General features: G+C 67.8%; 25 protein-coding genes and 1 pseudogene. 3 read left to right on the forward strand and 23 right to left on the reverse strand.

Annotated elements, in window-relative coordinates:
• Window positions 1–84: 84 nt before the first annotated feature.
• The 16 genes from I6N89_RS10365 to I6N89_RS10440 form a co-directional block, all read right to left on the reverse strand.
• A complete protein-coding gene (locus I6N89_RS10365; RefSeq protein ID WP_207018382.1) occupies window positions 85–381 on the reverse strand; it encodes a hypothetical protein in 297 nt (98 codons plus the stop codon).
• The gene (locus I6N89_RS10370; RefSeq protein ID WP_207018383.1) at window positions 378–4,277 is read right to left on the reverse strand and encodes a baseplate multidomain protein megatron; all 3,900 of its coding nucleotides are present in this window, start codon (window positions 4,275–4,277) and stop codon (window positions 378–380) included. The genes I6N89_RS10365 and I6N89_RS10370 overlap by 4 nt, the downstream gene beginning before the upstream one ends.
• On the reverse strand, window positions 4,277–4,717 hold the full coding sequence (locus tag I6N89_RS10375; RefSeq protein ID WP_207018384.1) for a peptidase: 441 nt from the start codon (window positions 4,715–4,717) through the stop codon (window positions 4,277–4,279). The genes I6N89_RS10370 and I6N89_RS10375 overlap by 1 nt, the downstream gene beginning before the upstream one ends.
• Window positions 4,714–5,595 carry a DUF2163 domain-containing protein gene (locus I6N89_RS10380; protein ID WP_207018385.1) on the reverse strand — a complete coding sequence of 294 codons (882 nt, stop codon included), beginning with the start codon at window positions 5,593–5,595 and terminating at the stop codon, window positions 4,714–4,716. The genes I6N89_RS10375 and I6N89_RS10380 overlap by 4 nt, the downstream gene beginning before the upstream one ends.
• Complete coding sequence (locus tag I6N89_RS10385; RefSeq protein ID WP_207018386.1) at window positions 5,595–6,227, reverse strand: DUF2460 domain-containing protein; 633 nt, start codon at window positions 6,225–6,227, stop codon at window positions 5,595–5,597. Before I6N89_RS10385 ends, I6N89_RS10380 begins: the two co-directional genes overlap by 1 nt.
• 10 nt (window positions 6,228–6,237) lie before the next feature.
• Window positions 6,238–6,903 carry a phage tail tape measure protein gene (locus I6N89_RS10390; RefSeq protein WP_207018387.1) on the reverse strand — a complete coding sequence of 222 codons (666 nt, stop codon included), beginning with the start codon at window positions 6,901–6,903 and terminating at the stop codon, window positions 6,238–6,240.
• Complete coding sequence (locus tag I6N89_RS10395; RefSeq protein WP_207018388.1) at window positions 6,900–7,103, reverse strand: rcc01693 family protein; 204 nt, start codon at window positions 7,101–7,103, stop codon at window positions 6,900–6,902. The genes I6N89_RS10390 and I6N89_RS10395 overlap by 4 nt, the downstream gene beginning before the upstream one ends.
• Complete coding sequence (locus I6N89_RS10400) at window positions 7,100–7,423, reverse strand: gene transfer agent family protein (RefSeq protein WP_207018389.1); 324 nt, start codon at window positions 7,421–7,423, stop codon at window positions 7,100–7,102. Before I6N89_RS10400 ends, I6N89_RS10395 begins: the two co-directional genes overlap by 4 nt.
• Window positions 7,423–7,845 (reverse strand): phage major tail protein, TP901-1 family, encoded by a 423-nt coding sequence (locus I6N89_RS10405; RefSeq protein ID WP_076705464.1) that lies wholly within the window; start codon window positions 7,843–7,845, stop codon window positions 7,423–7,425. The genes I6N89_RS10400 and I6N89_RS10405 overlap by 1 nt, the downstream gene beginning before the upstream one ends.
• 24 nt (window positions 7,846–7,869) lie before the next feature.
• Window positions 7,870–8,277, reverse strand: a complete 408-nt coding sequence (locus I6N89_RS10410; protein ID WP_207018390.1) for a DUF3168 domain-containing protein — start codon at window positions 8,275–8,277, stop codon at window positions 7,870–7,872.
• On the reverse strand, window positions 8,274–8,612 hold the full coding sequence (locus I6N89_RS10415) for a head-tail adaptor protein (protein WP_207018391.1): 339 nt from the start codon (window positions 8,610–8,612) through the stop codon (window positions 8,274–8,276). The genes I6N89_RS10410 and I6N89_RS10415 overlap by 4 nt, the downstream gene beginning before the upstream one ends.
• Window positions 8,609–9,202 (reverse strand): head-tail connector protein, encoded by a 594-nt coding sequence (locus tag I6N89_RS10420; RefSeq protein WP_207018392.1) that lies wholly within the window; start codon window positions 9,200–9,202, stop codon window positions 8,609–8,611. Before I6N89_RS10420 ends, I6N89_RS10415 begins: the two co-directional genes overlap by 4 nt.
• Window positions 9,203–9,363: 161 nt before the next feature.
• Complete coding sequence (locus tag I6N89_RS10425; protein ID WP_207018393.1) at window positions 9,364–10,548, reverse strand: phage major capsid protein; 1,185 nt, start codon at window positions 10,546–10,548, stop codon at window positions 9,364–9,366.
• 30 nt (window positions 10,549–10,578) lie between these two features.
• Window positions 10,579–11,121 carry an HK97 family phage prohead protease gene (locus I6N89_RS10430; RefSeq protein WP_207018394.1) on the reverse strand — a complete coding sequence of 181 codons (543 nt, stop codon included), beginning with the start codon at window positions 11,119–11,121 and terminating at the stop codon, window positions 10,579–10,581.
• 23 nt (window positions 11,122–11,144) lie between these two features.
• Complete coding sequence (locus I6N89_RS10435) at window positions 11,145–11,372, reverse strand: GTA head formation protein, RCAP_rcc01685 family (RefSeq protein ID WP_207018395.1); 228 nt, start codon at window positions 11,370–11,372, stop codon at window positions 11,145–11,147.
• Window positions 11,365–12,555 (reverse strand): phage portal protein, encoded by a 1,191-nt coding sequence (locus tag I6N89_RS10440; RefSeq protein WP_207018396.1) that lies wholly within the window; start codon window positions 12,553–12,555, stop codon window positions 11,365–11,367. The genes I6N89_RS10435 and I6N89_RS10440 overlap by 8 nt, the downstream gene beginning before the upstream one ends.
• A 235-nt stretch (window positions 12,556–12,790) precedes the next feature.
• On the opposite strand from I6N89_RS10440, the gene I6N89_RS10445 reads away from it, so the two are divergent.
• The gene (locus tag I6N89_RS10445; RefSeq protein ID WP_207018397.1) at window positions 12,791–13,270 is read left to right on the forward strand and encodes a GNAT family N-acetyltransferase; all 480 of its coding nucleotides are present in this window, start codon (window positions 12,791–12,793) and stop codon (window positions 13,268–13,270) included.
• A gap of 62 nt (window positions 13,271–13,332) precedes the next feature.
• Here the strand turns inward: I6N89_RS10445 and I6N89_RS10450 are convergent.
• The 6 genes and pseudogenes from I6N89_RS10450 to I6N89_RS10475 all read right to left on the reverse strand — a co-directional run bounded on the left by I6N89_RS10450 (window position 13,333) and on the right by I6N89_RS10475 (window position 19,991).
• Window positions 13,333–14,692 (reverse strand): annotated as a pseudogene (locus I6N89_RS10450) (DNA-packaging protein).
• Window positions 14,628–14,942, reverse strand: coding sequence for a hypothetical protein (locus I6N89_RS10455; RefSeq protein ID WP_236016542.1), 315 nt, complete (start codon window positions 14,940–14,942; stop codon window positions 14,628–14,630). Before I6N89_RS10455 ends, I6N89_RS10450 begins: the two are co-directional and overlap by 65 nt.
• A 411-nt stretch (window positions 14,943–15,353) precedes the next feature.
• On the reverse strand, window positions 15,354–16,787 hold the full coding sequence (locus tag I6N89_RS10460) for an NAD(P)(+) transhydrogenase (Re/Si-specific) subunit beta (protein ID WP_207018398.1): 1,434 nt from the start codon (window positions 16,785–16,787) through the stop codon (window positions 15,354–15,356).
• A 16-nt stretch (window positions 16,788–16,803) separates the two neighbouring features.
• On the reverse strand, window positions 16,804–18,378 hold the full coding sequence (locus tag I6N89_RS10465) for a Re/Si-specific NAD(P)(+) transhydrogenase subunit alpha (RefSeq protein ID WP_207018399.1): 1,575 nt from the start codon (window positions 18,376–18,378) through the stop codon (window positions 16,804–16,806).
• Window positions 18,379–18,512: 134 nt separating this feature from the next.
• On the reverse strand, window positions 18,513–18,968 hold the full coding sequence (locus tag I6N89_RS10470; protein ID WP_207018400.1) for a methyltransferase family protein: 456 nt from the start codon (window positions 18,966–18,968) through the stop codon (window positions 18,513–18,515).
• Window positions 18,969–19,043: 75 nt separating this feature from the next.
• On the reverse strand, window positions 19,044–19,991 hold the full coding sequence (locus I6N89_RS10475) for an MBL fold metallo-hydrolase (RefSeq protein WP_207018401.1): 948 nt from the start codon (window positions 19,989–19,991) through the stop codon (window positions 19,044–19,046).
• 134 nt (window positions 19,992–20,125) lie between these two features.
• On the opposite strand from I6N89_RS10475, the gene kynU reads away from it, so the two are divergent.
• Window positions 20,126–21,319: a kynureninase gene (gene kynU, locus I6N89_RS10480; RefSeq protein ID WP_207018402.1), complete on the forward strand. Its 1,194-nt coding sequence runs from the start codon at window positions 20,126–20,128 to the stop codon at window positions 21,317–21,319.
• A 28-nt stretch (window positions 21,320–21,347) separates the two neighbouring features.
• Here kynU and I6N89_RS10485 read toward each other — a convergent pair whose 3' ends face one another.
• Window positions 21,348–22,673, reverse strand: a complete 1,326-nt coding sequence (locus I6N89_RS10485; protein ID WP_207018403.1) for a CoA transferase — start codon at window positions 22,671–22,673, stop codon at window positions 21,348–21,350.
• A gap of 57 nt (window positions 22,674–22,730) precedes the next feature.
• On the opposite strand from I6N89_RS10485, the gene I6N89_RS10490 reads away from it, so the two are divergent.
• Window positions 22,731–23,882, forward strand: a complete 1,152-nt coding sequence (locus I6N89_RS10490) for a citrate/2-methylcitrate synthase (RefSeq protein ID WP_207018404.1) — start codon at window positions 22,731–22,733, stop codon at window positions 23,880–23,882.
• Window positions 23,883–24,019: the final 137 nt, after the last annotated feature.

The following is a 24,019-nucleotide window of genomic DNA, read 5'->3' on the forward strand; positions in this document are numbered from 1 at the left end:
CTGCCCTTATAGCAGATAGCCGCGACGGTCCGAAACGCAAAACCGTGATGGGGGCAATCGCGAAACCGCATGAGCCAAGAACGCTCAGCCCCCGGGCACACCGCGCCGGTGACAACGCAGCGCCTCCAGCACCAGAATCAGACAATCGGCGTAGTCGGGATCGTCGAGCCGCCGCTCGGGCGCAATCGCCTGTGACAGCGCCGCCGACATCAGCGTGCCGTTGCCCCACTCCGCATGTGCCCGGCCGATGCGGCGGCGATAGCGGTCCGCCGCATCGGCCCGCGCCACCAGATCCCGCGCCGCCCGCCAGCGCTGACCCCGCGGCACGCTCAACAGCGCGCAGGCGGCGCAGATCAGGTCGCCATGCAGCACCGGCCTCATGCCGAGAGCGTCACCCTTGCAAACGGCCCCGGCCCGTAACGCGCCGAGATCTGCGCCACCTCGATGGCATAGACGCCCGAAATCCCGTCCTGCGCCGGATCGTAGCTCCACGCGGACTGCGCCACCTGCGCGCTGCGCAGCACCGTCTCGCCCTGCGTCACCCGCAGCTGATAGGCCTCGCTCTCCTCGCCCAGCGGCACCTCGTCGAGCGCCCAGCTGTCGCCGTCGATGCGGGTGCGCCGGATCCAGCTGACATCGACACCGCTGCCGGTCGGCACCGCCCGCAGATGCGCCGGGCGGTAGGGCCGCAACCCGTTGCCGTCAAAGGCATGCACCTCGTGCACATAGCTCGGATCGTCATAGCCGCGCCGCGCCGGACCGATGCGGTAGTGCCGCTGCTGGCGCCGCAGCGCCGCGGCCAGCGCGATCTGCTGCGGCGTGCCGTCGAGCGCCACCACCCAAGAGCCCTCGGGCCAGACCTCCGGCATGAGACCGTCGGTGCCGAACTGCCCGCGCAGCCGGTGGCTCAGCATCCAGACGCCCTCGCCCGCCATCTGCGCATCGCGGAACTGAAAGATCTCCCAGGCGCCGGGCGTACCGTCGCCGATGGCCATCAGATTGCCCCCCGCGAGCAGCGCTTCGTCGCCGATGGATTGCAGCGTGCCCGAGAGCATCCGCAGCTGCAACAGCCCGCCCCGGTCGATCCGCCCGGCGGGCGCCGCCGCCAGCGGCGTCTCGGTCACCCCGATCGCCGAACGCGCGGCGATGATCTCGTTCAGCACGTAATCCGCATCCGACCCAGATTCGTAGACCGCCACCGATCCCGGCCACGGATCGGAGGTCAGCGCCACATGCGGCGCGTGCTCGACCTCGTCACCGCTCATCAGCGGCAGATCCATGAAGAAAGGCAGCACCTGCACCGCCGGGATGAAGGCGCGCAGGCTCGGCGCGTCGTCGGGGAAATCCGACGGCAGGTAGACATCCGGCTCGATCCGTACCGCATCCAACAGCTGATGCGTGCCGATCTCGACCCGGTCGACCCGCGCCAGCACCCGCCCCGCCTCGGCGGGCAGCGAGACCACATCCCCCGCCGCGACCGGAAGCTGCGAGGGCGGCAGCGCGAAACGCAGGCTCTCGCGCGCCACGCGCCCCTCGGCAAGCCAGCGCTCCACCGTCATCCGCGCCTCGCGCCGGGTCAGCGCCATGGAGAGCTCCGACTCGGCCACCGCATGGGTTTCCTCGTCGGGCAGCACCGTCTCTTCGGCGGCAATGACGTGATCGCCATCCGCCTCGACAAAGCGCAGCCGCACCCGGCCCGCCATCTCCGCCTCGCTGGCGCGGCTGCGCACCAGATCGCCGTCGAGCTCTTCGGACACCGCCAGCCGCTCCGGCGCCAGCTCCACCGCATCGCGCCCGCGCCGCAGCGCAAAGACCAGCGCCCCGTCGCGCTCGATCGCATCCACCCCATGCGCCAGCATCAGCGGTTGCAGCGCGCGGCGGGCGTCGCCCACCTGGTCCACCGCATAGCCCCGCACCCAGCCATGCAACCCGCTCACATCGTAGTCGCGCAGCCCCACGCTGTCGCAGATCTCCGCCACCACCGAGGCCAGCGTGCGCGACGACACGCGCCCGTTGAGCCAGTGCCCGCTCCGGTAATTGCCGCCATCGCTCCAGAGCTCAGAGAGACCCGGAAACCACGGATAGGGCCGCGCATCCCAGGCCCAGACATAGGCGTGATCCATGTCGAGCATCGGCCCGCCATACTCCTCCGAGACCGGGTTATGCGCCGGATCGCCCCAATAGGCATGCATCGCGCGCAGATATTGCCGCTGGATAAGCTCGTCTCGCAAGCCATTGGAATAATACGGCAACCGGCTTTCAGAGCTTTTCGGATCGAGGAACTTGTTGGGCTGGTTGGTGCCCTTGTCGAGCGCAGCACAACCCAGCTCGGTAAAGCGCAGGGGCTTCGATCCCGGCTCCCAGGCGGTGGGGTCGGCCTGCCTTACACCGCCGATGCGCTCGTAATGGGCATTGCCCCACCAGCCGCGCAGATCCTTGTAGCGGAACACCCAGGGCTCGTCATGCGCCCCGTCGGTGATGGGCTCCCGGCGCTGCGCCGCGCGCGCCTCGGCACTGGGGTAATACCAGTCATAGCCCTCACCGCCGGCAACATTGGCCATGAGGTAGTCGGGGTTATAGATCGCGCCCCAATGCGCATCCGCATGGTCGTCGCCGTCGCGCCAGTCCGACAGCGGCATGTAATTGTCGATGCCGATGAAGTCGATCTGATCGTCCGCCCAGAGCGGATCGAGATGGAAATACACATCCCCCGTCCCGTCCTGCGGATGATAGCCGAAATATTCCGACCAGTCGGCGGCATAGCCGAGCTTCACCTCCGGCCCCAGCAGCGCGCGACACTCGGCGGCCAACGCGCGCAGCGCTGCGACCGCCGGAAAGCCGCTGTCCGAGCGGATCTGCGTCAGCGCCCGCATCTCAGACCCGATGCAGAAGGACTCGACCCCGCCCGCCGCCGCGCAGAGCGCCGCCTGATGCAGGATGAACCGGCTATAGGACCATTCCGCCGGCCCGTCATAGCTCACCGTGCCGTCGCCCACGGAGAAATCCGCCGCCGTCACGGTGCCAATGAAATCCGCCACCTCGCTGGCCGCCGCCGCCATGCCGTCGGGTGAGCCATCGCGCCCCGGCGCCGCGCTCAGGGTGATCCGCCCGCGCCAGGGCAGCGGCGGCTGATCTTCCGCGCCGCTCCACGGGTCTTCGAGCCCGTTGCCCTCCAGCTGGTCCATCAGGATGAAGGGATAATACATCACCTCCAGCCCGCGATCCGCCATGCGCCGGATCGCCTGCACCACGGAGGCATCGCAGGGCGTGCCGCCATAGACCGGACGGTCCTCGACGCGGGGCACCAGCTCCGCCGCGCCGCGTGCCAGCCCGGACACCGTCCATTTCATCTTCTTCCCGTCGAACTCGTCCTGTTCGATCTTGGGTTTGATCTCACATTGCCCACAGTGCAGATCGCTGCCGAACCAGCTCACCACCAGCGAGACCGCGCCGCAGCCCGGCATCTCGTCGGTGAGCTGATCCAGCGACGTGTTGAAATCCGGCGCTTCGGAGGGCGAGTTCACGTTCACCACCCCCGAAGATCCCTTGCCGTATTTCATATGCACCGGCTCGGTCGCCAGCGCGTATTCCCCGGTGCCGGGGATCATCGCCACGCCGCGAATGGCACGCGGCACATCCTCGGGGTCGTCCTGCACCGGGCGCGTCACCTCGAAACTGAACTGCGGCACCCGGTTGCCGAAAGGCTCCAGCATCAGATCCTCGATCACCACATAGGCGGTGCCGCGATAGGCCGGCACCAGACCTGCGCCCTCCTCCGCCTCCATGCGCGGATCTGGCGCCTGATCGCGGCTGCCGGGATAGACCCGCATGTTCAGATCGGTGACCGGAATCTCGGCGCCATCCGCCCAGATCCGGTTCACCCCTGAAATCTCGCCCTCGCAAAGCGCCAGCGCCAGGCTCACCGAATAGCTGTAGCTCTTCACCGTCGGCCCCGAAGGCTGGCCCTTGCCGCCGCCGGTTTTCTTCTTCTTCACATGTTCGACGAATTCCGTGGCCCAGATCACATGGCCACCGACCCGCATCCGCCCATAGACCTGCGCGATGGCCACGCCCTCGCCCGCACCGCTCAGACGAAAACGCTCGATACGGCCGGTCTCGACCGTCTCGGCGCCCTTGCCCATCAGCCGCTGATCCAGCGCCCGGCCGAAACTCGCGCCGATAAAGCGGCCCACCGCCGTCATCGACAGCCCCAGAACCGAACCGCCGATTGCGCTGCCTGCCGCCGCGCCGACGGCTGAGAAAAGGATCGTCGCCATTATGTCACCTCTGTTGGAAGGGCAAAGCGCGCCGCGATGCGCCGCCGCCAGGGCTGGCTCAGCGGACTCTCGATCACCCCGTGCCCGTTATAGGCATGCACAAAGCTCGCCGCCGCGCCGATGCCCGCCTGAAGCCCCAGATGTTTCGCCACCGCGCCCTCGCGCATGCGGAAGAGCAGCACATCGCCCGGCGCCTCGTCCTCGCGCGGCTTGCGTGTCATGTAGCGCAGCCCGATGCGCAGCAGCGCCTCGTCGCCCTGCGGCTCGGACCAGTCCATCGTGTAGGGCGGCGCCTGCTCGGGCTCCGGCCCGATCAGCTCGCGCCAGACCCCGCGCAACAGCCCCAGACAGTCGCAGCCCGCGCCCCGGACCGAGGCCTGATGCACATAGGGCGTGCCGATCCAGCCGCGCGCGGCAACGACGATGCGCGCCCCGCTCATCGCCGACTCCCGCCGCTCTGCGACTTCGCCTGCGAAGGGTGCACCATGATCCAGTCCTCTTCGGGAATGTCCGGAAAGCCCTGAAAGTTCAGGATATTGTTGAATTTCAAACGGCAGGTCTCGAACCGCTTGTCGCAGCCCGCGAAGAGCCGGAGTATATCGCCCGCCGCCACCGGCGCGCCCAGCGGCTCCCAGAGTTCGATCAGCCGCTCACCGTTCCAGAAGCGGTCGCGCTTGATGCTGCCGCTCAGCCCCTCGGCGGCGCCGCTCAGCACCTCGAAGCGCCCGCGCTGGAACCAGCCCGCCTCAAACCCGGTGAGATCGCCAAAGCGGAAGGAGCGGTTCTCCTCGACGCCAAGCGCCGGCCCCTCGTGAAAATACCCAGGCTCGCTCAGATCGGCGCCGCAGGCGGCATCGCCCAGAACCGCGCTACAGGGCGCCTGAAACACCCGCCCCACCGGGCGGTTCAGCATCTCGGTCAGCCCGCGCAGCTCGGCGTGAAACGCGCCATTCGCGCGCCGGATCTCGCCGATGCTGCCCCGGAACATCATCCGCCGCTGGTCGGTATCGCGCCAGTTCACCAGCCACGAGACAACTTCGGCCCCGTCAAAGCGCCCGGCCTCGATATCGGCCTCCGACAGCGCATCGTCGCGTAGTGCGCCCATGGCCTCGGTATTGTCCACCGAGAGCCCGGTCGCCTGTTGCAAAGCCATCGCCGTCAACCCGGTATCGGCGCGAAACAAGAGCCCGTCAAAGCTCAGATCGCGGTCGTGATCGGTGAATCCATAGCGCGTGCCGTCGCGCCGCGTCACCGCCCAGCAGCGCGCCACCGTGGTCAGCCCGGTTGCGAGATGCGCGTGAAGCTCCTCCACCCCCATCAGACCCGCACCTCCACCACCGGCACGTCGGGCGCCTGGCCCGCCTTGAAGCTCGCGACGCTGACATTGATCCGGTCGGTGTCGAACCGCACCGGCACGTCGAATTCGAACCCCGCCGAGACCTCGACCCCGGCCAGCGGCGGCTCTTCGAATGTTATCACCCCGGTGGTCAGGTCGATCTCGAAATGCACGCTCTCGCGCATCTCCACATCCTGCACCGCCGCCAGCACCGTCCCCGCCACCGGCTTCGTGATCGGGCGGGCATAGGCGGCGCCGCCCGAGCGGTAATTCTTCACCAGCTGAAAGGCCCGGGTTTCGCCGTCGCCCTCGGCGATCACCTGATCGGTGGGCGTTACCCTGCCGCTGGGTTTGCACGACCGGTAATCCGCCCAGTCCTTCCAGCGGAATCCGTAAAGCTGCCCGTGCCGCGCCTCGAAAAACGCCAGCAGCGCCTCGATATCGTCGAGCCCGCGCAACCCCAGCCCGGCATCGTAGCGCCGCCGCGAATGCGCCCAGGGGCTGTTGCGCTCCTCGAACCCGCTGGTCAGCTCGACCACATCCGTGCGCCGCTCCGGCCCGCCCAGCGCGCCAAAGCTCAGATCCGCCGGAAATCTCACCTCGTGAAAACTCATCGCCCGTTCCTCACCTGTTGCGTGCGCCCTGGCCGAGCGCACGGCTCATCTGCGCCGCGATCTGCGACTGGCTGCGCCGGAAGCTCTGCGCGTCCGGCGTGGTGATGTTCATCACCACCGTGACCGGCTGCGCGCCGCCGCCCTGCGCCCGCACCCCGAGCTTGCCGTCCGGCCCGCGGGTCAGCGGCATGATCGCCTCGGGCCCCGCCTCGCCCATCAGCCCGGTGCCGCCGCGCATCGGAAAGCTCACCGGCCCGTTCACCACGCCGCCGCTGGCAAAGGGCATCACCCGCCCCTGGCTGAAGGAGCCGCCCTTTTCGAACCAGGAAAACCCGCTGAAGAGCCCGGCGAGATTGCCCGCCAGCATCCCGCCCACATGCTGGGTCACCGGCTTCACCGCGGCCTTGTAGGCGGTGTCGATCATTGAGCGCGCCACCTGCTCCAGCGCCTCGCTCAGCTTGGCACCATCCAGCACCACCGCGTCGATGGCGCGTCCCAGCCCCTTGCTCAGCGCACCCTCCAGCTTGGCCACATTGCGCCCCGTCGCGGAAAAGGTCTGGTGGATGCGCTTCATCTCGGCATCGAACCCCGCCGCCATGGCGCTGGCGGAGCCAAGCCGCTCTTCCAGCCCGGCAATCTCTGTTTCCAGATCGTCCAGCGTGTCCAAATCGGTCATCGGGCATCTCCTTTCATCTCGTCGGGGAAGGCCGCGATCAGCTCATCGAGCCGCGCCCGTCCCATCGGTGTGCCGCCGCTCTCTTCCCCCAGCATCAGCCGCAGCTCGGCGGGGGTGAGGGTCCAGAACTGCTCGGGCGTCAGACCCAGCCCGCGCAGACCCGCGCGCAGCAACGACTGCCAGGCAAACCCGTCGCTCATCCGCTTTCCTCCGGCAGCATGAAGGCCCGCGCCAGCAGCTCCGCCGCCGCCTTCGCCGCCACCATCGGCCCGCCGGCGATCTCGGCGCGCAGTAGATCCGCCGCGCTCCCCTCCCAGCCGCCGCCGCGCAGCCCGGCGACGATCAGCGCCAGCACATCGCGCGTGCTGCACCGGCCCTCCTCGAAGCGCTGCACCAGCGCCACCAGAGACCCCTCCTCGAGCCCCGCCTCCAGCTCGGCCAGCGCCCCCAGCGTCAGCCGCATGGCGCGCTCCTCGCCGTCGAGGGTCAGCGCCACCTCTCCCCGCCACGGATTGGCCATTACGCCACCGGCACCGGCACGAATTGCAGCGCCCCCGCCGAAGCGAGCGAAACCTCATAGGTCGCCTCGCCATTATGCGAGCCGGCATATTCGATCGAGGTCAGCTGAAACGCCCCTTCCACCGTGCCGAAATCCGGGATGATCACCTGGAAATCCGGCGTCTCGCCGTCGAAAAAGATCTGCCGGGCGCGCTCGTCCGTGCCGGCGTCGCGGAACACGCCCGAGCCCGAGATATTGGCCGATTTCACCCCGGCCCCCGCCAGCAGCTCGCGCCAGCCACCCTGGCTTTCCAGCGTTGTCACATCGACGCTTTCCGCATTGAAGCTCACCCGCGTGGCGCGCAGCCCCGCCATGGTCTCGAACTGGCCGTCGCCGGTCAGATCCACCTTGATCAAAAGATCCTTGCCGTTCTGGGCACCCATCGTCTTACTCCTTGAATAGAGGGATCAATCGTCTTCGACACGCGCGCGGAAGGTCATGTCGATCCGCCGCAGTCCGCCGCTTTCACGCTTTGCCCGCGCCTTCAGAAACCGCAGACTCACCAGCCGCCCCCGGTCGAGCGCCAGCCCCGCGTCGTTCAGCGCGTCGCAGGCCGCCGCCGCCACCGTCTTGGCCATCTGGAACCCCGCCGCGTCGGTCACCACCGCCACGGTGAGATCGTGCCAGGCCCCCGCGCCGCTTTGGTCCGAGGCGTCCTTGGCCGTCTCCGAGCCCAGCAGCACATACAACCCCGGCAGCGTGCCCGCCGGCAGCGCGTCGTAGATGTCGCTGCCGACCAGCGCGCTCAACGCCTCGTCGCCCGAAAGCTGCTGATACACGGCGCCCTGCAACGCCGCCGACATCGCATAGCTCATGCCGCCACCTCCTCGCGGGTCTCGCAGATCAGATACATCCCGCCCGGCTCGTGCTCGGTCACCGTAAGAATGCGAAAGAGCCGCCCTCCCTGACGCAAGCGCTGCCCGGGCACCGGTCGGTTCGAGTGGCCCTGCGGCGCGGCGCGCACGGTGATGCGGAACCCGCCCACCGCCAGTGCGCCCGCCTCGCCATTGGCCTCGCGCCCCGTGCGCGGCCGAATCTCCGCCCAGAGCGTGCCCAGCACGCTCCAGCTCTCGGTCAGCCCGCCGGCGCCATCCGGCATACGCACCGGCGCTTCCAGCACCAGTTGGCGGTTCAGATGCGGCCCGCTCATGCTCTGAACCCCATGCGCATGGGCCGGTAGCGGGCAATGAGCGAGGTCACCCCGAAGGGCATGCAGCCCTGTCCCAGCGCGGTCTCGTCGCGATATTCGTAGTAATGCGCCGCCAGCAGCAGCACCGCCTGCGCCAGATCGGCGGGCAGATCGTCGAACGCCGCGCCGTAACCGGCGGTAAACCGGATCTCCGCCGCGCCGCCCTCGGGGATCGCCGGCAGCGCGGTGCCCTGCGGGCGCAGCCTCGGCGCCTGCCCGTCCACCTCCAGCCGGTAGCGCGCCGGGTCGATGACCTCTGCCGCTCCGAACCGATCCACGACGGAAAGCTGGCTCACCGCGCTCACCGGCGCCATCGGAAACACCGCAGCTTCCGGGTCGCGCCAGCCGTTCAGCGTCCAGACAAAGCCCCGCGCAATCAGCGCCTTGCCGGTCCGCGCCTCGATGGCCGCCAGCGCCGCCCGCAGGAACGAGCCCAGCACCGCGTCCTGCACGTCGTCCTCGGCAAAGCCGCTGCCCAGACGCAGGTGGCGCTTCAGCGCGTCCACCGGAAGGGCCGCGTCGGGCACCTGTGTTTCTTCGATCAACATCATCTGTATTCTCCGCAATCCTCTCCCGACCTCCGCGACCGGGGCTCAAGGCGGGCGCGTGCCGCCCACGTTGCTCGGACGGAGGGGAGCAGCTGGACAACGCGAGTTCTTCCGGCACGCGCCCCATGAAGGCGGGTCGCCCCGCCCTCATGTCCGCGTCAGTCTCAGGCCAGGGCGCAGCGCAGCAGCTTGATCGCCGCGAAATCGCTCACGTCACCGCCCACGCGCTTGGTGGCGTAGAACAGCACATGCGGCTTGGCGCTGAACGGATCGCGCAGCACCCGCAGATCCGGGCGTTCGGCGATGGTGTAACCGGCGCTGAAATCGCCAAAGGCGATGGCATCGGCATCGGCAGCGATGTCCGGCATGTCCTCGGCGATCAGCACCGGATAGCCCAGCAGCCGCGCCGGCTCGGCGGCGGCCAGACCGTCCGACCACAGATGCCGCCCATCCGCGTCCTTGAGCTTGCGCAGCGCGCCGGCGGTCTTGGAGTTCATCACGAATGCAGCCTTGGCGCGGTATTCCGCCCCCAGCGCATAGACCAGGTCGATGATCGCGTCGCCGCCGCCGATCCCGTCTGCCACACCCGAGGGCACATAGCCGAGATTGCCCCAGGTCCAGACGTCGTTGTCCACCGTGTCGTGGTCGAGGAAACCGCGCGGCTTGTCGTCGCCGTCGCCGCTGACAAAGGCCGCCGCCTCGGCGCGCGAGAACTTGTCGGCGATCCGGCCCGCCAGCCAGGTCTCGATATCGAAGGCACTGTCGTCCAGCAGCCGCTGGCTGGCCTTGGGCATCGCCGAAAGCTCGTGCAGCTTGATCGAGATCCGGTCGATGGTCGGCGTACCGGTCTCCGACGACGCGGTCGTCTCGTCCGCCCAGCCGGCGCCGGTCTCGCCCTGGTCGATCAGCACGTCATAGGAGGTGGCCTCCACCGTCACCACGCTGGCGATGGCCCGGATCGACGCGGTGCTGTCGAGCACCGATTTCACCGTCTCCGAGGTCACCGGGTCAACCAGATAGCCGCCATCGCCCGCCACCGCGGTCGACATCGCCTTGCCCTCCAGCGCCAGCCCGCGCAGCGCGTCGTCGTCGCCGCTGCGCAGATAGGCGTCAAAGGCCTTCTGATGCGGCGCAAAAGTCTCTGCCGTGGTGGCCAGCGCCGGGCGTCCGCGCGGGGTGGTCATTTTTGCGTCAAGCATGGTCAGTCGCTCTTCCTGTTTTTGAAGTTTCACCTGAAAGTCGGCCTGCAAGGCCCTGAAATCGCCGACGAGTCCCGCAACAGCGGCGCTCACCCGGGCGACCGGAGACAGATCTTCCCCGGTCCGAGAACCAGTCTCGGAGTTGCTCATGATCTCGATCCCGTTCGTAAGAGGCGCGCGTCAGCCGCCCGCCAAGTCCAGACGCGCGCCCTCCAGCGCCTGCGCCAATTCACGCAGCATGGCCTCGTCCGGGCTCTCGCCCTTGGCCGCCACCCGCGCACTGGGCAGCATCGGGAAGGTCACCAACGACACCTCCCAAAGCTCCAGTTCCTTGAGGAGCCTGCGCCCCTTCTCATCCTTGCCCGCCTTCAGCGTGCGATACCCGATCGACAGCCCGTCGATGGCGCCCGCCGCGATCAGCGCCGCCGCCTCGCGGCCCTTCTCCACCGTGTCCAGAAGCCGGCCCTTCACATAGAGCCCGCGCGCATCCTCGCGCACCTCCTCCCAGATCCCGATGGGCTGGGCCGGGTCGTGCTGCCAGAGCATCTTGACCGCGCGCCCCTCGGCGCCCAGCCGCCCCAGCGAGACCGCATAGGCCCCCGGCGCCACCACGTCGCCGCCCTGATCGCAGGCCCCGAACAGCGAGGCATAGCCCTCGATCTTCGTGCCCTCGACCAGCACCACCTCCGCGTCGAAGCGGCAGAACTTGTGCTCAAGATCCATTCCCGTTCCTTTCCGAAATCCGCTCACGGGGTCACGCCCGTCAGCCCGACAAAGGCCTGTGCCAGGATCACCCCGGCGACCCCGTAAACCGCCAGCCACAGCCGTTTCTCCAGCCGCTCGATCAGCCCCTCGATCCGGTCGAGCCGCCCGTTCAGCGCCTCAATCTGCAAGCGGCTCACCCGCTCATGCGCCTCCAGCTTCAGCGCCGGCGCGCAGGCAAAGGGCTCGTATTCCAGCTTGCGCTCACTCACCCTCGCCGCCCTCCGGCAGCGCGGGCAGGCCGAGCATCCGGCGCTTCTCGGCGGCGGTGAGGAAATCGGCCCCGGCGACGCGCGCCCATTGCGCGTCGCGCTCGGCGGCCAGAGCCGGCACCTGGTCGAGATCCGGCGACAGCGCCACCTCCTCGCCCAGATGCGCCGACAGCCACCGCCCCACCGCCGCCGTCACCCGTGTCGCCAGCGGCAGCACGGTGAGCCGGTAGAAGGCGCGATGCGCCTCCTGATAATTCGCGAAGGTCGCCTCGCCGGGAATCCCCAGCAGCATCGGCGGCACACCGAAGGCCACCGCAATCTCGCGCGCCGCCGCCTCCTTGGTCTTCTGGAATTCCATATCCGAGGGCGAAAACCCCATCGGCTTCCAGTCGAGCCCGCCCTCCAGCAGCATCGGCCGCCCGGCATTGCGCGCACCCTGATGCAGGCTCTCCATCTCGTCGCGCAGCCGTTCGAACTGATCGTTGCTCATCGCGCCCTGACCGTCGGCGCCCGTCCAGACGATGGCGCCCGAAGGCCGCGCCGCATTGTCGAGCAGCCCCTTCGACCAGCGGCTCGCGGCATTATGCACATCCACCGCCTGCGCCGCCGACTGGATCGGCGAGAGCCCGTAATGATCGTTCTGCGGATGAAACGCCCGGATATGGCAGACCGGCGACACCGCCCCGCCGGCATCGAACCGGTGCCGCCGCCCGTCGACCATGTACTCATAAGCGATGGGCCAGCCATCCGGCCCCGGCACCAGCCGCATCCGGTCCGAGCGCAGCACATGCAGCTCGGCGGGCAGCCCGGCCTCGCCGCTCACCGCCTCGACATAGCCGTCGCCAGACAGCAGCAGGTGGCCATAAAGCGCCTCGAACAGTTCCGCGCGGCCCTGCGCCGGGTTCGGCGCACTCACCAGCGACAGCAGCGGGTGCTCGGCGTAGCGCTGCTCCCGGTCCTGAAGCACCAGCGGCAGCGCCGCGGCGGCCTCGGCGATGAGCTTCACCGCGCGAAACCCCACCGGATTGCCCGCAAAGCCCGCGCGGGTCAGCGAGCCGCTGTCACGCGGGCTCCAGGCCACGCGCCCGGCGCTCGCATAGGCCATGACCGGCCCGGTGGCCGAGGCCTTGACCTCCGGCACCGGCGCCGCCCCGCTGTCCCTGCGCAGAAAATCGAATACCATCGCCTGACGCTCCTTGCTCATGTCCGCTTGGGGCCGTCGCGGGCCCTCATCGCCTTCGAAAACCACCCTAGGAAAAGAAGGTTAAGGCGCTCTGCCGGCAGCGCCCGCTCGCGGCGCAACACCCCGCTCAGCGAAACCCGGCTATGCAGCAGACGCCCTAGCTTGGGGCGCTAACTCCGGGTTAGGCTCCCCGGATACCCGCGCCTGCGCACAAGAAACCTCCGGGACATCCTGAATGACTGCCGAGCCTCCGCCCGATCTCCGCCCCCTGTTGTCCGAGGATGCCGAGATCGCGGCCGAGATCTTTCTCGACGCAGTCCTGAACGGCACCGCGCCGCATTATTCCGAGAAAGAGCGCCGCGCCTGGGCCGGCCCGCGCGCCGATCCCGAACGCTGGCGTGATCGCATCGGCGGCTCGGTCGGGCTTATGGCCGAGCTGCGCGGCGTGCCGGTGGGCTTCATGACGCTGGTGATGCCGGGCCATATCGACCTGGCCTTCGTGCGCCCGGGCGCCGCCGGCCACGGCATCGGCAGCGCGCTGCTTTCGGCGCTCACCACCATCGCCCGCGCCGGCGGCGCCAGCGCACTGACCTCCGATGTCAGCAAGGCGGCGCGTGCCTTCTTCGCCCATCACGGCTTCGAGCTGCTGCGCGAACAAAGCGTCACCCGCCGCGGCGTCGCGCTCACCAACTACGCCATGCGCAAACCCCTGTAGGGAGGGCAATCCTGCCCACCGTTCCAAAGGCAAAGGTGGGCAGGATTGCCCACCCTACAGCGCTACAACACCCGCAGCGCCGGCCGCTTCCAGCCCTGCATCGGCGCGACCACCAGCTCGGTCAGCGCCCAGACCAGCGCGTCCACCCGGTCGGGCGAGCCCTGCCCCTGAAACCCCGCCGCCGTCATCAGCCCCATCTGCTCCTCGAGCGCGGCAAAGCCGCCCGCATGCCCCACACGCCCCTGCTCGTAAAGCGCCGCCACCGGCTCCGCCCGCGCCACCTTGCCCCGCGTCGCATGCACCTGACGCAGCGCGATCTGCGGCGCCACCTGCCGCAGCACCGTCTCCACCATGGCGCCGCCCTGATTGACCTCGGCCACCACCCGGTCCGCCTGCCAGCGCTCATAGGCGGCCACCGCCGCCTCCGCCCAGCCCGTGGGCGAGACGCCCTGCACCGTCGCATCCTCCAGCACGACCGCCCGCCAGCTCTGCGGCGGCCCCTCGCAAAGCACCCCAGCCACCACGATCCCACAGGCATCCGAGGCCTTGCCCGCCCCCGCCGGCGGATCCACCGCCACCACGATTCGGTCAAAGCGTTCGGGCACCGGCATGCCCTGCGCCCGGTCCAGCATCTCCGCCGTCCAGAGCGCCCCGTCCACATCCGAGACTAGCACCCGAGACTAGCACCCCGTCGAGCTCCTGCCGCGCCAGCCGCGTATTGCCGTAGCGCGCCCGCACCTCCTCCAGAAACGACGCCGCCAGGTTGGCCCGGTTCGCCTCGGTCTTCGCCCGCGTCACCACCGTGCTCTCCAGCGCCAAGAGCTCCTTCAGCACGCCGACATTGCGCGGCGTCGTGGTCACGCAGACCTGCGGCCGCTCGCCCAGCCGCAGCGCGAATTGCAGCATGTCCCAGGTCTCGCGCGCCTTCTTCCACTTGGCCAGCTCATCGACCCAGGCGGCATCGAATTGCGGCCCGCGCAGCGCCTCCGGATCATGCGCCGAAAACACCATCGCCTCCGCCCCGTTCGGCCACACGAGACAGCGCCGCGTCGCCTGCCACTCGGGCCTGCGGTCAGGCGGCGAACAGGCCAGCAGCCCGCTCTCGCCGAACACCATCACCTCGCGCACCTGATCCAGCGTCTCGCCCACCAGCGCCACGCGCTTGCAGCGCCCCGGCGACAGCGGCAGCGCGCCCTCGACACAGGCGCGCACCCATTCCGCCCCGGCCCGCGTCTTGCCCGCGCCGCGCCCGCCCATGATCACCCAGGCGCGCCAATCGCCCTCGGGCGGCAACTGATGCTCCATCGCCCAGAACTCGAACAGAAAGGGGAGTGCCAGGCACTCCCCCTCCGTAAGCTCACTCAGAAACGCGTCCCGCACCGCAGCACCGGCGGAGGCGAGCCATGCGGCACCCGATCTCATCGCGCGCCCGTTCGAGATCCAGAGCCCAGTCTCCGGCAATCCCCTTCTGTTTTCGTCTGACATTGGCGATCTGCGCCTCCGTTTCATGCGACGCCCTCATCCAGTAGCGGACATCGCTCATCAGCTTGCCCGCCTCGGTCTTGGACACCTCCTCCCCGTCTTCGATCTGCGCCTTGAGGCGTCTGATTTCCGCGCCGAGCTCCTGAAGAACGCCGACGATCCGGTTGCGCTCGTCTTCGAGTCGCGACATTTCCTCTTCGAGATGGATAAGGATCATGCTCGATACCTTTCTTGCCTGTGGGTCTCCGCCCGAGGCAGCAGGACGACACGCCGTCCTCTTTCGAAGACAACGGAAGAGACACCCGCCGGGGGCCTGTCCCCGGCGCCGTCCACCCAATGCGTCCAGCATGGCAAAACTCTAACCGCGACCGCGCGCCCGGTCAAATTTCCGCACCGAACGGCATCTCCTAAAGCGTTGTTAAAACTTATGAATTCCGCATTAACCACCAACGCCCCGCAGCTTCATCTTTCGTAAAATACTCCCGCCGGAGACCTCCGCCACCGGCCACAAAGCGCCACCCTCAAACAAAAAAAGGGCGCGGCCCCAAAAGGCGCCGCGCCCGCAGGGTGGGTCTTCAACCCACCGCAGCTTTCAGCAAACTCACTCGATGCGGTTGAGCAGCTCGCCCAGCGAGGCTTTCGCATCGCCATAGAACATCCGCGTGTTCTCCTTGTAGAAGAGCGGGTTCTCGATGCCGGAATAGCCGGTGCCCTGGCCGCGCTTCGACACGAACACCTGCTTGGCCTTCCACACTTCCAGAACCGGCATGCCGGCGATGGGCGAGTTCGGGTCTTCCTGCGCCGCCGGGTTCACGATGTCGTTCGAGCCGATGACGATCACCACGTCGGTGTCGGGGAAGTCGTCGTTGATCTCGTCCATCTCCAGCACGATGTCATACGGCACCTTGGCCTCGGCCAGCAGCACGTTCATGTGCCCCGGCAGACGGCCCGCGACGGGGTGGATGGCGAAACGCACCTCCTTGCCCTTGGCGCGCAGGCGCCGGGTCAGTTCGGCCACGTTCTGCTGCGCCTGCGCCACCGCCATGCCATAGCCCGGCACGATGATGATGCTGTCGGCCTCGTCCAGCGCACCGGCCACACCGTCGGCATCGATGGCGATCTGCTCGCCCTCGACCTCCATCGCCGGGCCGCTCGTGCCGCCGAAGCCGCCGAGGATCACCGAGATGAAGCTGCGGTTCATCGCCTTGCACATGATGTAGGACAGGATCGCACCCGACGAGCCCACCAGCGCACCGACCACGATCAGCAGATCGTTGCCGAGCGAGAAGCCGATGGCCGCCGCCGCCCAGCCGGAATAGCTGTTCAGCATCGACACCACCACCGGCATGTCGGCGCCGCCGATGCCCATGATCAGGTGATAGCCGATGAACAGCGCCGCCAGCGTCATGATGAAGAGCGGCAGGAAGCCCCCGGTCGCCACATACCAGATCAGGCAGAGCACCGAGATCACCGCCGCCGTCAGGTTGAGCAGATGCCCGCCCGGCAGCTTTTTCGCCGCGCTCGTCACCTTGCCCGCCAGCTTGCCGAAGGCAATCACCGAGCCGGTGAAGGTCACCGCCCCGATGAAGATGCCCAGGAACAGCTCGACCGACAGGATATTGAGCTCGACCGGCGCCTTATGCGCCACCAGCTCGGCAAAGGTGCCATGCACCTCGGCGCCGGCCTCTTGCGCGCGGGCCACCGCCTTCATGGTGAAATGCGCGTTAAAGCCCACGAACACCGCCGCCAGGCCCACCAGCGAGTGCATCGCCGCGACCAGCTGCGGCATCTCGGTCATCTCGACCTTCTTGGCTACATAGACGCCGATGACGCCGCCCGCCGCCACGAGGATGACCGAAAGCCACCAGAGCCCCGCACCCGGCCCGATCAGCGTGGCGAAGACCGCCAGCGCCATGCCGACGATGCCGTACCAGACGGCGCGCTTGGCGCTTTCCTGGCCCGAGAGCCCGCCGAGGCTCAGGATGAAGAGCACCGCCGCGACCACATAGGCCGCCGTCGTGAAACCGAATTCCATTGTTCTGCCCTCCCCCTTACGACTTCTGGAACATGGCGAGCATGCGCCGCGTCACGAGGAAACCGCCGAAAATGTTGATCCCGGCCATGAACACCGACAGCGCCGCCAGCAGGATCACCAGGAACGAGCCCGAGCCGATCTGCATCAGCGCGCCGAGAATGATGATCGACGAGATCGCGTTGGTCACCGCCATCAGCGGCGTGTGCAGCGAGTGGCTCACGTTCCAGATCACCTGGAAGCCCACGAAGACCGCCAGCACGAAGACGATGAAATGCTGCATGAAGCTCGCGGGCGCCACAAGGCCCACGCCCAAGAGCAGCGCGGCGCCCACCGCCAGCAGCGTCACCTGGCTCCGGGTCTGCGCCTTGAAGGCCGCGACCTCTGCGGCGCGCTTCTCTTCCGGCGTCAGCTCCGGCGCCTTCTCCTTGGGCTTGGCGGCCGCGATCGCCTTGGTCTTGGGCGGCGGTGGCGGCCAGGTCACATCATGCTTGTGCGCGATCGTGGCGCCGCGGATGACGTCGTCTTCCATATTGTGATCGACCGTGCCGTTCTTCTCCGGCGTCAGGTCGGTCATCATGTGACGGATATTGGTGGCGTAGAGGCTCGACGACTGCGTCGCCATGCGGCTCGGGAAATCCGTATAGCCGACGATGGTCACGCCATTGTCGGTGACGATCTTCTCGTCCTTCACGGTCAGCTTGCAGTTGCCGCCACGCTCGGCGGCAAGGTCGATAATGACCGAACCGCGCTTCATGCTCTCGACCATATCCGGGGTCCAGAGCTCGGGCGCCTCGCGGTTGGGGATCAGCGCCGTGGTGATGACGATATCCATTTCCGGAGCCAGCTCGCGGAACTTGGCAAGCTGCGCCTCGCGGAATTCCGGGGAGGAAACAGAGGCATAGCCGCCAGAGCTCGACCCGTCCGCCTGCTCTTCCTCGAAATCGAGATAGACGAATTCCGCGCCCATCGACTCGACCTGCTCGGCCACTTCCGGCCGCACGTCGAAGGCGTAGGTGATCGCGCCCAGCGAGGTCGCGGTGCCGATGGCGGCGAGGCCGGCCACACCGGCGCCGACGATCAGCACCTTGGCGGGCGGCACCTTGCCGGCGGCGGTCACCTGACCGGTGAAGAAGCGGCCGAAATTGTTGCCTGCCTCGATCACCGCGCGGTAGCCCGCGATATTGGCCATCGAGCTCAGCGCGTCCATCTTCTGCGCGCGGGAGATCCGCGGCACCATGTCCATGGCGATGACAGACGCGCCCTTGTCGGCGGCCTCTTTCATCAGCGCCTCGTTGGTGGCCGGCCAGAAGAACGAGATCAGCAGCTGACCCTCGCGCAGCCCGGCTGCCTCCTCATCGGTCGGCGGCTGCACCTTGGCCACGATATCCGCCTGCGCCCAGAGCGACTGCGCGTCGTCGACCAGCATCACCCCCGCCGCTTCATAGGCGGAATCCGCAAACCCGGCCTTCACGCCGGCGCCCCGTTCCAGCAAGCACTCATAGCCCAGCTTTTGCAGCTGGCCCGCCGAATCCGGCGTCATCGCAACGCGATTTTCACCTGCCGCCAGTTCCTTTGGCGTCCCTATCTTCACGTTTGTCGTCCCCCTTAGGATCTCCTGAGACATGTCTCTTGCCGTTGCGGCACATGCCAATTGATGCCGTGTCTACAATCCAGACCGGTCGCTCACAACGTCGTCGCGCCGGTTAATCACATCCGCCCCGGAATTTAAAGCCACCTTCTCGTTTGTTGCGAATATTTCGCATATTTTGCAACAAACTTTCGCCTCAAATGCTGCTCTTCGGGCTCGATAAACCGTTTCTCGATCACCCAGACAAAGATCGGTAGCAATACGAGTGCCAGAACCGCGTCCCAGTAAAGGATAAAGCCGGCCAGAATCATCGCATCGCCCAAGTAGATGGGGTTGCGCGAGCGCTTGAAGACGCCGCTCGTCACCAGCTGCGCCGCCTCGTCATGCGGCATGAAGGTCGTGTGATGCCGCCGCATCTCCGCGAGCGCGAGCGCCAGCAGCAGCGCACCGCCGCCCACCAGCAGCCCGCCCAGCAGATCCGCCCAGACCGGGCCAAAGCTCAGCCCCATCGGAAAGCGATGCGCCTGCACCCAGGCCAGCGCCAGGCAAACGGCCAGCCAGACCGGCGGAATATCGACCCATTTCCGAAACATACCCGGCATCCTTCATGCAGCATTCCGCCACATGTCAAACCAAAGCGAAGCCGCCCGCAAGGGCGAATGGGCCGGTCACTCCCATTCCATCTCCTCATACACCCGGCCCGCATTCTTCGTCGCCAGCTCCTCGAACGTGTCGAGCCCCTCCCAGGTCGACTGATCCACGTAATAGGCGCTCGCCAGATCGCCGCCCTCGTCGATATGCACGCGGATCTTGGCGCGCAGGTCCTTGAGGTAATCCGAGGTAAACCGCGTCACCTGTGCCATATTCGTCGGATGCCCGTGGCCGGGGATCACATAGGTCGCCCCCAGCGCGGTGAACGGCCCGTCAAAGGTCTCGATCCAGCAGCTCGTGCAGGTCTCGGCAAAGATCGGCGGCATGCGCTCGTGAAAGGCGATGTCGCCGGCGATCACGATGCCCCATTGCGGAATCCACACCTGCGTGTCGCCCGGATCATGCGCCGGCCCGAGGTGCAGAACCTCCAGCACCACCTCACCCATCTCCACGGTGTATTTATCGGAAAAGGATAAGTTCGGAACGGCAACCTCCGTGCCTTCAGCTTTGTCACGGTTGTAATTCTGCATACCCTGAAGGATGAAATCACCATCCTTCTCGAACACCTCGATGGCATCCTCATGCGCGAGGATGTCCACCCCCAGCTCCGCCCAGTAGGAATTGCCCAGCATCGCGTGGCCCTGGCCGTTCTCGTTGATCACCAGCTTCACCGGCTGATCGGTCACCACCCTGATCTCCTCATGCAGCGCAGCCGCCAGCCGCGCCGAGGCGCCGCCATTGATCACCACCACCCCATCGCCGGTCACGACAAAGCTCAGATTGTTGTTATGCCCCGAATTCTCATAGGTCGGCGGCGCCGTCGCCCCGATGGCGCTCCAGACATGCGGGATCACCTCCACCGGCTTGTCGTAAAGCTCCGACTGCGGATACTGGTCCGCGATATCCTCATGCGCGGCGGACGCCCCCGCCAGCAATACCGCCCCGATCGTCACACCAGCTCGCATGGTCGCTCCTCCCTCATGGCTACCGCACATGACATTCACAGATGCGAATAGGTATGACAAGTCGCAATCCGGCGACTTGCCCCCGGCGCGAAACGGCGTCAGGGTCTGGCGACGCAGTTTTCCGGAGGAGCGTTTTGACCGATTTCGCCTGGACCCGTAACCAGTTCCATATTCCGCTCGGCCTGATCTATCTCGACGGCAATTCCCTCGGCCCCCTGCCCAAGGCCACGCCCGCGCGGATGGAGCGCATGCTCTCCGAGGAATGGGGCGAACATCTGATCGGCGGCTGGACCGGCTGCGGCTGGATGGACATGCCGCGCCGGCTCGGCAACCGGCTAGGCCGGCTGATCGGCGCCGAGGAGGATCACGTCGTGATCGGCGACACGCTGTCGATCAAGGTGTTCCAGGCGCTCGCCGCCGCGCTCCAGATCTGCCCCGAGCGCCGGGTGATCCTCTCGGACCGGGGCAATTTCCCCTCCGATCTCTACATGGCCGAGGGGCTAATCCGGCTGCTCGGCGACCGCCACGAGCTGCGCCTCGTCGCCCCGCACGAGCTCGAGGACGCGATCACCGAAGAGGTGGCGGCGCTGCTGGTGACCGAGGTCGACTATCGCACCGGCCGGCGCCACGATCTCAAGGCGCTGACCCGCAAGGCGCATGACATGGGGGCGCTGGCGATCTGGGATCTGGCGCATTCAGCCGGCGCCCTGCCCGTCGATGTCGCCGCAGGCGGCGCCGATTTTGCCGTTGGCTGTACCTATAAATACATCAATGCCGGGCCCGGCTCGCCGGCCTTCATCTATGTCTCTCCCGAACATGCCGACCACGCCGACCCGGCGCTGGCCGGCTGGCTCGGCCACGCCGCCCCCTTCGCCTTCGAACAGGGCTACCGTCCCGGCGAAGGCATCGAGCGCATGCGCGTCGGCACGCCGCCGGTGCTGCAAATGGCTGCGCTCGACGCGGCGCTCGACATCTGGGACCGGGTCGACATGACCAGGCTGCGCAAACGCTCGCTCGCCCTCACCGGGCTGATGATCGAAGAGGTCGAGCAACATTGCCCCGGGCTGAAACTCGCCACCCCGCGCGACAACGACGCGCGCGGCAGCCAGGTCTCGTTCCGCTCCGAACACGGCTATGCCATCATGCAGGCGCTGATCGACCTCGGCGTCGTCGGAGATTTCCGCGCCCCGGATGTGCTGCGCTTCGGCATCACGCCGCTCTATATCGGCGAGGACGAGATCCGCGAGGCGGTCGAGGTTCTGGCCCGCGTGCTGCGCGGCGCGCTTTGGGATCATCCGAAATACCAGCGGCGGAAATCGGTGACCTGACGACAGGGGCCCAAAAGGCCAAGCGATCTCACCAGCACGGCGGGTCGACGCGCAGGGGCCCCGCCGGCGCCCCCCAGTTCGGCGCCTCGCCGTCCAGCAGAACCGGAAAGCGCAACCGCCGTGCCGCACCCCATCCCGTTGCTTCGATGGCGGGCGCGAGATCGTCCTCCCGCTCCGCGATCCCTTCGCCACGGAACGCGCGGGCCCCGGCAGCCGTCAGCATGGCCGCCGTCCGGGCGAGCGACAGGCGCGCCGCCAGCGCCACGCCGGTGCGTTGCCGCACGCGCAGGGCGCGCAGCACCGCCGCCGCCATCAGATACCCCGTCGCGTGGTCGAGCGCCTGTACCGGCAGCGGAACCGGCGCCGGCGCCCCGGCCCGGCGCATGCCTTCTGCCGCAATCCCACAGCTCATCTGCACCAGGCTGTCGAACCCGCGCCGCCCCTGCCATGGCCCCCTCCAGCCATAGGCGTTCAGACTGACATCGATCAGCCCGGGGCACAGGCTTTGGCGCCGGGCCTCGTCATACCCCAGCCCGTCGAGCGCGCCAGGGCGATAGCCGTGAACCAGAACGTCCGCGCCGGAAAGCAGCGTCTCGAACACCCTGCGATCCTCAGCCTTGTGCAGATCGAGGCCCGCCCTGCGCTTGCCGACCGTGACCTCGGGCTCGACCCCGGGTTCGGTCCAGCCCGGCGGGTCGATGCGCAATACCTCTGCGCCGAAGCCCGCGAGAAAGCGGGTCGCGACCGGTCCCGCCAGCACCCGGGTCAGATCGAGCACGCGCACCCCTTGCAGGCCGGTGCCGCCCCGGCGCGTTCCGGTCTCGCGCCAGGCGATCAGCAGCTCCTGCGCCACCGCACGCCCCTGCGCATGCGCCGCCCATTCCGCCAGCCCATGCATGGCCGCCGCCGCGCCACCCGCTGCCACAACAGCGGTTTCGAGCGCTTCCCTGTCCCAGCCACGCACCGCCTCGGCCACGCCGGCCCTGTCGGACATCGCGCCCAGAACCCCAAGCGCCGCCTCGCGATGATGCGGCGCGTTGGTGTGGAGCCGGATCCAGCCATCGGCGGCCTGATAGTCGCCGGCAATCGGATCCCAGACGGAGGGCAGCGTCCAGCCGGTCGGGCGCAGGGTCATGCCGAACCACATCAGCGCCAGCCGTCTGGCGACCATGACCTCGCGCGCGCCGGAGAGTGCCGCCAGCTCCCGCGCCGCCGCCCACACCGAGGCGACCGCCAGATCCGACACCGGGAAGCACGAAGGCAAAGCAGCCTCGCCGCAGACCTTGTCTGAAGCGGCGGGATCGAGATCGCGCCCAAGCGCCTCGCCGATCTGCCGGCTGAAATCCTGTTCCATGGGTATGCTCCTGTCGTTGCAGAACCATGAAATGCCTCCGTTGACGGGCTGTAAATCTTGATCAATATAATCAATATGAATTCCTCGGACTGGATCGACGCGAGCTCCGCCTGCGCTCTGCTCGGCGTCAAGCCGCAGACGCTTTACGCCTATGTCAGCCGTGGCCTCGTACGGACCCAGGCCGATCTAGACGATGCACGGCGCTGCCTCTACGCGCGGCTCGATGTCGACGCCCTACTGCAACAAAACCGCCGTCCGAGGGCGCGCAGGGAGGTCGCTGAGCGTGCAATCCGCTGGGGCGATCCGGTTCTGACCACCGCGATATCCGAGGTACGCGACGGCATGCTCTGGCTGCGCGGTCGCTCGGTGGCGGATTGCGCTGATACCCTGACGCTGGAGGAGATGGCCGCGCATCTCTGGGCCGTCGATACGGTGGACACACCGCCCTGCGATGCGCCGGTCTCGCTGCCCGATCCTCTGGGCCGCGCGCTGCAAACGCTGACAGAGCATGCGCCGGGAGCCCGCCCGCTGCACGAGCGCGCCAACTCCGAAATCACCCGGGAAGCGGGGGCGCTGATGTCCGGAGTCGCGAACGCGCTGCTCGGAATATCCGCGACAGGACCAATCCATGGGCGGCTCGCCCGATCCTGGGGCGCGGATCACGCCGGATACGACGATCTGCGCCGGGCGCTGGTTCTGCTGAGCGATCATGAACTAAATCCCTCCACCTTTTCGGTGCGGATCGCGGCCTCCGCAGGCGCGAGCCTGCCAGCGGCTCTACTCTGCGGCATGGCGACGCTCAGCGGCGCACGTCATGGCGGTGTCGCATCGCGGGCTCGCGCGGCGCTGCTGGCGGCGCGCGACGGACAAACGCAGGCGTTTCTGACGGCTCAGTCCGGCCACTCGCCCTATGGCTACGGCTTCGGGCACCCGCTCTATCCCGGCGGCGACCCGCGAGCCCGCCTCATTCTCGAACGCCTCGCCCCGGATAGCGCCGCAATGACGGCCGTCCGGACGCTGTCGCACGCGCTCGATCTGCCGCCGAATGTGGACGCCGCGCTTGCCGCGCTGAGCATGGCGCGCGGCTTCCCCGAGAGCGCCGCCTTCGTGATCTTTGCCACCGGGCGGCTCGCGGGCTGGTGCGCGCATGCGATGGAGCAGGCAGGAAGCGGCGAGATCATTCGCCCCCGCGCCAGATATCTTGGCTGAGGCTCGGGCGGCGCCTTCCTGTCCCGCCCGTACCCCCGGGATACCGGTGGCGGGCAACACTCTCAGGCGCGCGCGGCGCATCACGAAAGCGCAAGCCCCGCTTGAAGTTGCGCGCGGGGTGCGTACCTTGCCCCCAA

Source organism: Salipiger abyssi, from assembly GCF_017311415.1.
GTDB classification, from domain to species: Bacteria; Pseudomonadota; Alphaproteobacteria; order Rhodobacterales; family Rhodobacteraceae; genus Salipiger; species Salipiger abyssi_A.

What these genes read in the sequence shown, in the direction of transcription:
- I6N89_RS10365 (WP_207018382.1), bottom strand. Translation starts at nt 381, where the DNA reads ATGAGGCCGGTGCTGCATGGCGACCTGATCTGCGCCGCCTGCGCGCTG.
- I6N89_RS10370 (WP_207018383.1), bottom strand. Translation starts at nt 4,277, where the DNA reads ATGGCGACGATCCTTTTCTCAGCCGTCGGCGCGGCGGCAGGCAGCGCA.
- I6N89_RS10375 (WP_207018384.1), bottom strand. Translation starts at nt 4,717, where the DNA reads ATGAGCGGGGCGCGCATCGTCGTTGCCGCGCGCGGCTGGATCGGCACG.
- I6N89_RS10380 (WP_207018385.1), bottom strand. Translation starts at nt 5,595, where the DNA reads ATGGGGGTGGAGGAGCTTCACGCGCATCTCGCAACCGGGCTGACCACG.
- I6N89_RS10385 (WP_207018386.1), bottom strand. Translation starts at nt 6,227, where the DNA reads ATGAGTTTTCACGAGGTGAGATTTCCGGCGGATCTGAGCTTTGGCGCG.
- I6N89_RS10390 (WP_207018387.1), bottom strand. Translation starts at nt 6,903, where the DNA reads ATGACCGATTTGGACACGCTGGACGATCTGGAAACAGAGATTGCCGGG.
- I6N89_RS10395 (WP_207018388.1), bottom strand. Translation starts at nt 7,103, where the DNA reads ATGAGCGACGGGTTTGCCTGGCAGTCGTTGCTGCGCGCGGGTCTGCGC.
- I6N89_RS10400 (WP_207018389.1), bottom strand. Translation starts at nt 7,423, where the DNA reads ATGGCCAATCCGTGGCGGGGAGAGGTGGCGCTGACCCTCGACGGCGAG.
- I6N89_RS10405 (WP_076705464.1), bottom strand. Translation starts at nt 7,845, where the DNA reads ATGGGTGCCCAGAACGGCAAGGATCTTTTGATCAAGGTGGATCTGACC.
- I6N89_RS10410 (WP_207018390.1), bottom strand. Translation starts at nt 8,277, where the DNA reads ATGAGCTATGCGATGTCGGCGGCGTTGCAGGGCGCCGTGTATCAGCAG.
- I6N89_RS10415 (WP_207018391.1), bottom strand. Translation starts at nt 8,612, where the DNA reads ATGAGCGGGCCGCATCTGAACCGCCAACTGGTGCTGGAAGCGCCGGTG.
- I6N89_RS10420 (WP_207018392.1), bottom strand. Translation starts at nt 9,202, where the DNA reads ATGATGTTGATCGAAGAAACACAGGTGCCCGACGCGGCCCTTCCGGTG.
- I6N89_RS10425 (WP_207018393.1), bottom strand. Translation starts at nt 10,548, where the DNA reads ATGAGCAACTCCGAGACTGGTTCTCGGACCGGGGAAGATCTGTCTCCG.
- I6N89_RS10430 (WP_207018394.1), bottom strand. Translation starts at nt 11,121, where the DNA reads ATGGATCTTGAGCACAAGTTCTGCCGCTTCGACGCGGAGGTGGTGCTG.
- I6N89_RS10440 (WP_207018396.1), bottom strand. Translation starts at nt 12,555, where the DNA reads ATGGTATTCGATTTTCTGCGCAGGGACAGCGGGGCGGCGCCGGTGCCG.
- I6N89_RS10445 (WP_207018397.1), top strand. Translation starts at nt 12,791, where the DNA reads ATGACTGCCGAGCCTCCGCCCGATCTCCGCCCCCTGTTGTCCGAGGAT.
- I6N89_RS10455 (WP_236016542.1), bottom strand. Translation starts at nt 14,942, where the DNA reads ATGTCGCGACTCGAAGACGAGCGCAACCGGATCGTCGGCGTTCTTCAG.
- I6N89_RS10460 (WP_207018398.1), bottom strand. Translation starts at nt 16,787, where the DNA reads ATGGAATTCGGTTTCACGACGGCGGCCTATGTGGTCGCGGCGGTGCTC.
- I6N89_RS10470 (WP_207018400.1), bottom strand. Translation starts at nt 18,968, where the DNA reads ATGTTTCGGAAATGGGTCGATATTCCGCCGGTCTGGCTGGCCGTTTGC.
- I6N89_RS10475 (WP_207018401.1), bottom strand. Translation starts at nt 19,991, where the DNA reads ATGCGAGCTGGTGTGACGATCGGGGCGGTATTGCTGGCGGGGGCGTCC.
- I6N89_RS10485 (WP_207018403.1), bottom strand. Translation starts at nt 22,673, where the DNA reads ATGGAACAGGATTTCAGCCGGCAGATCGGCGAGGCGCTTGGGCGCGAT.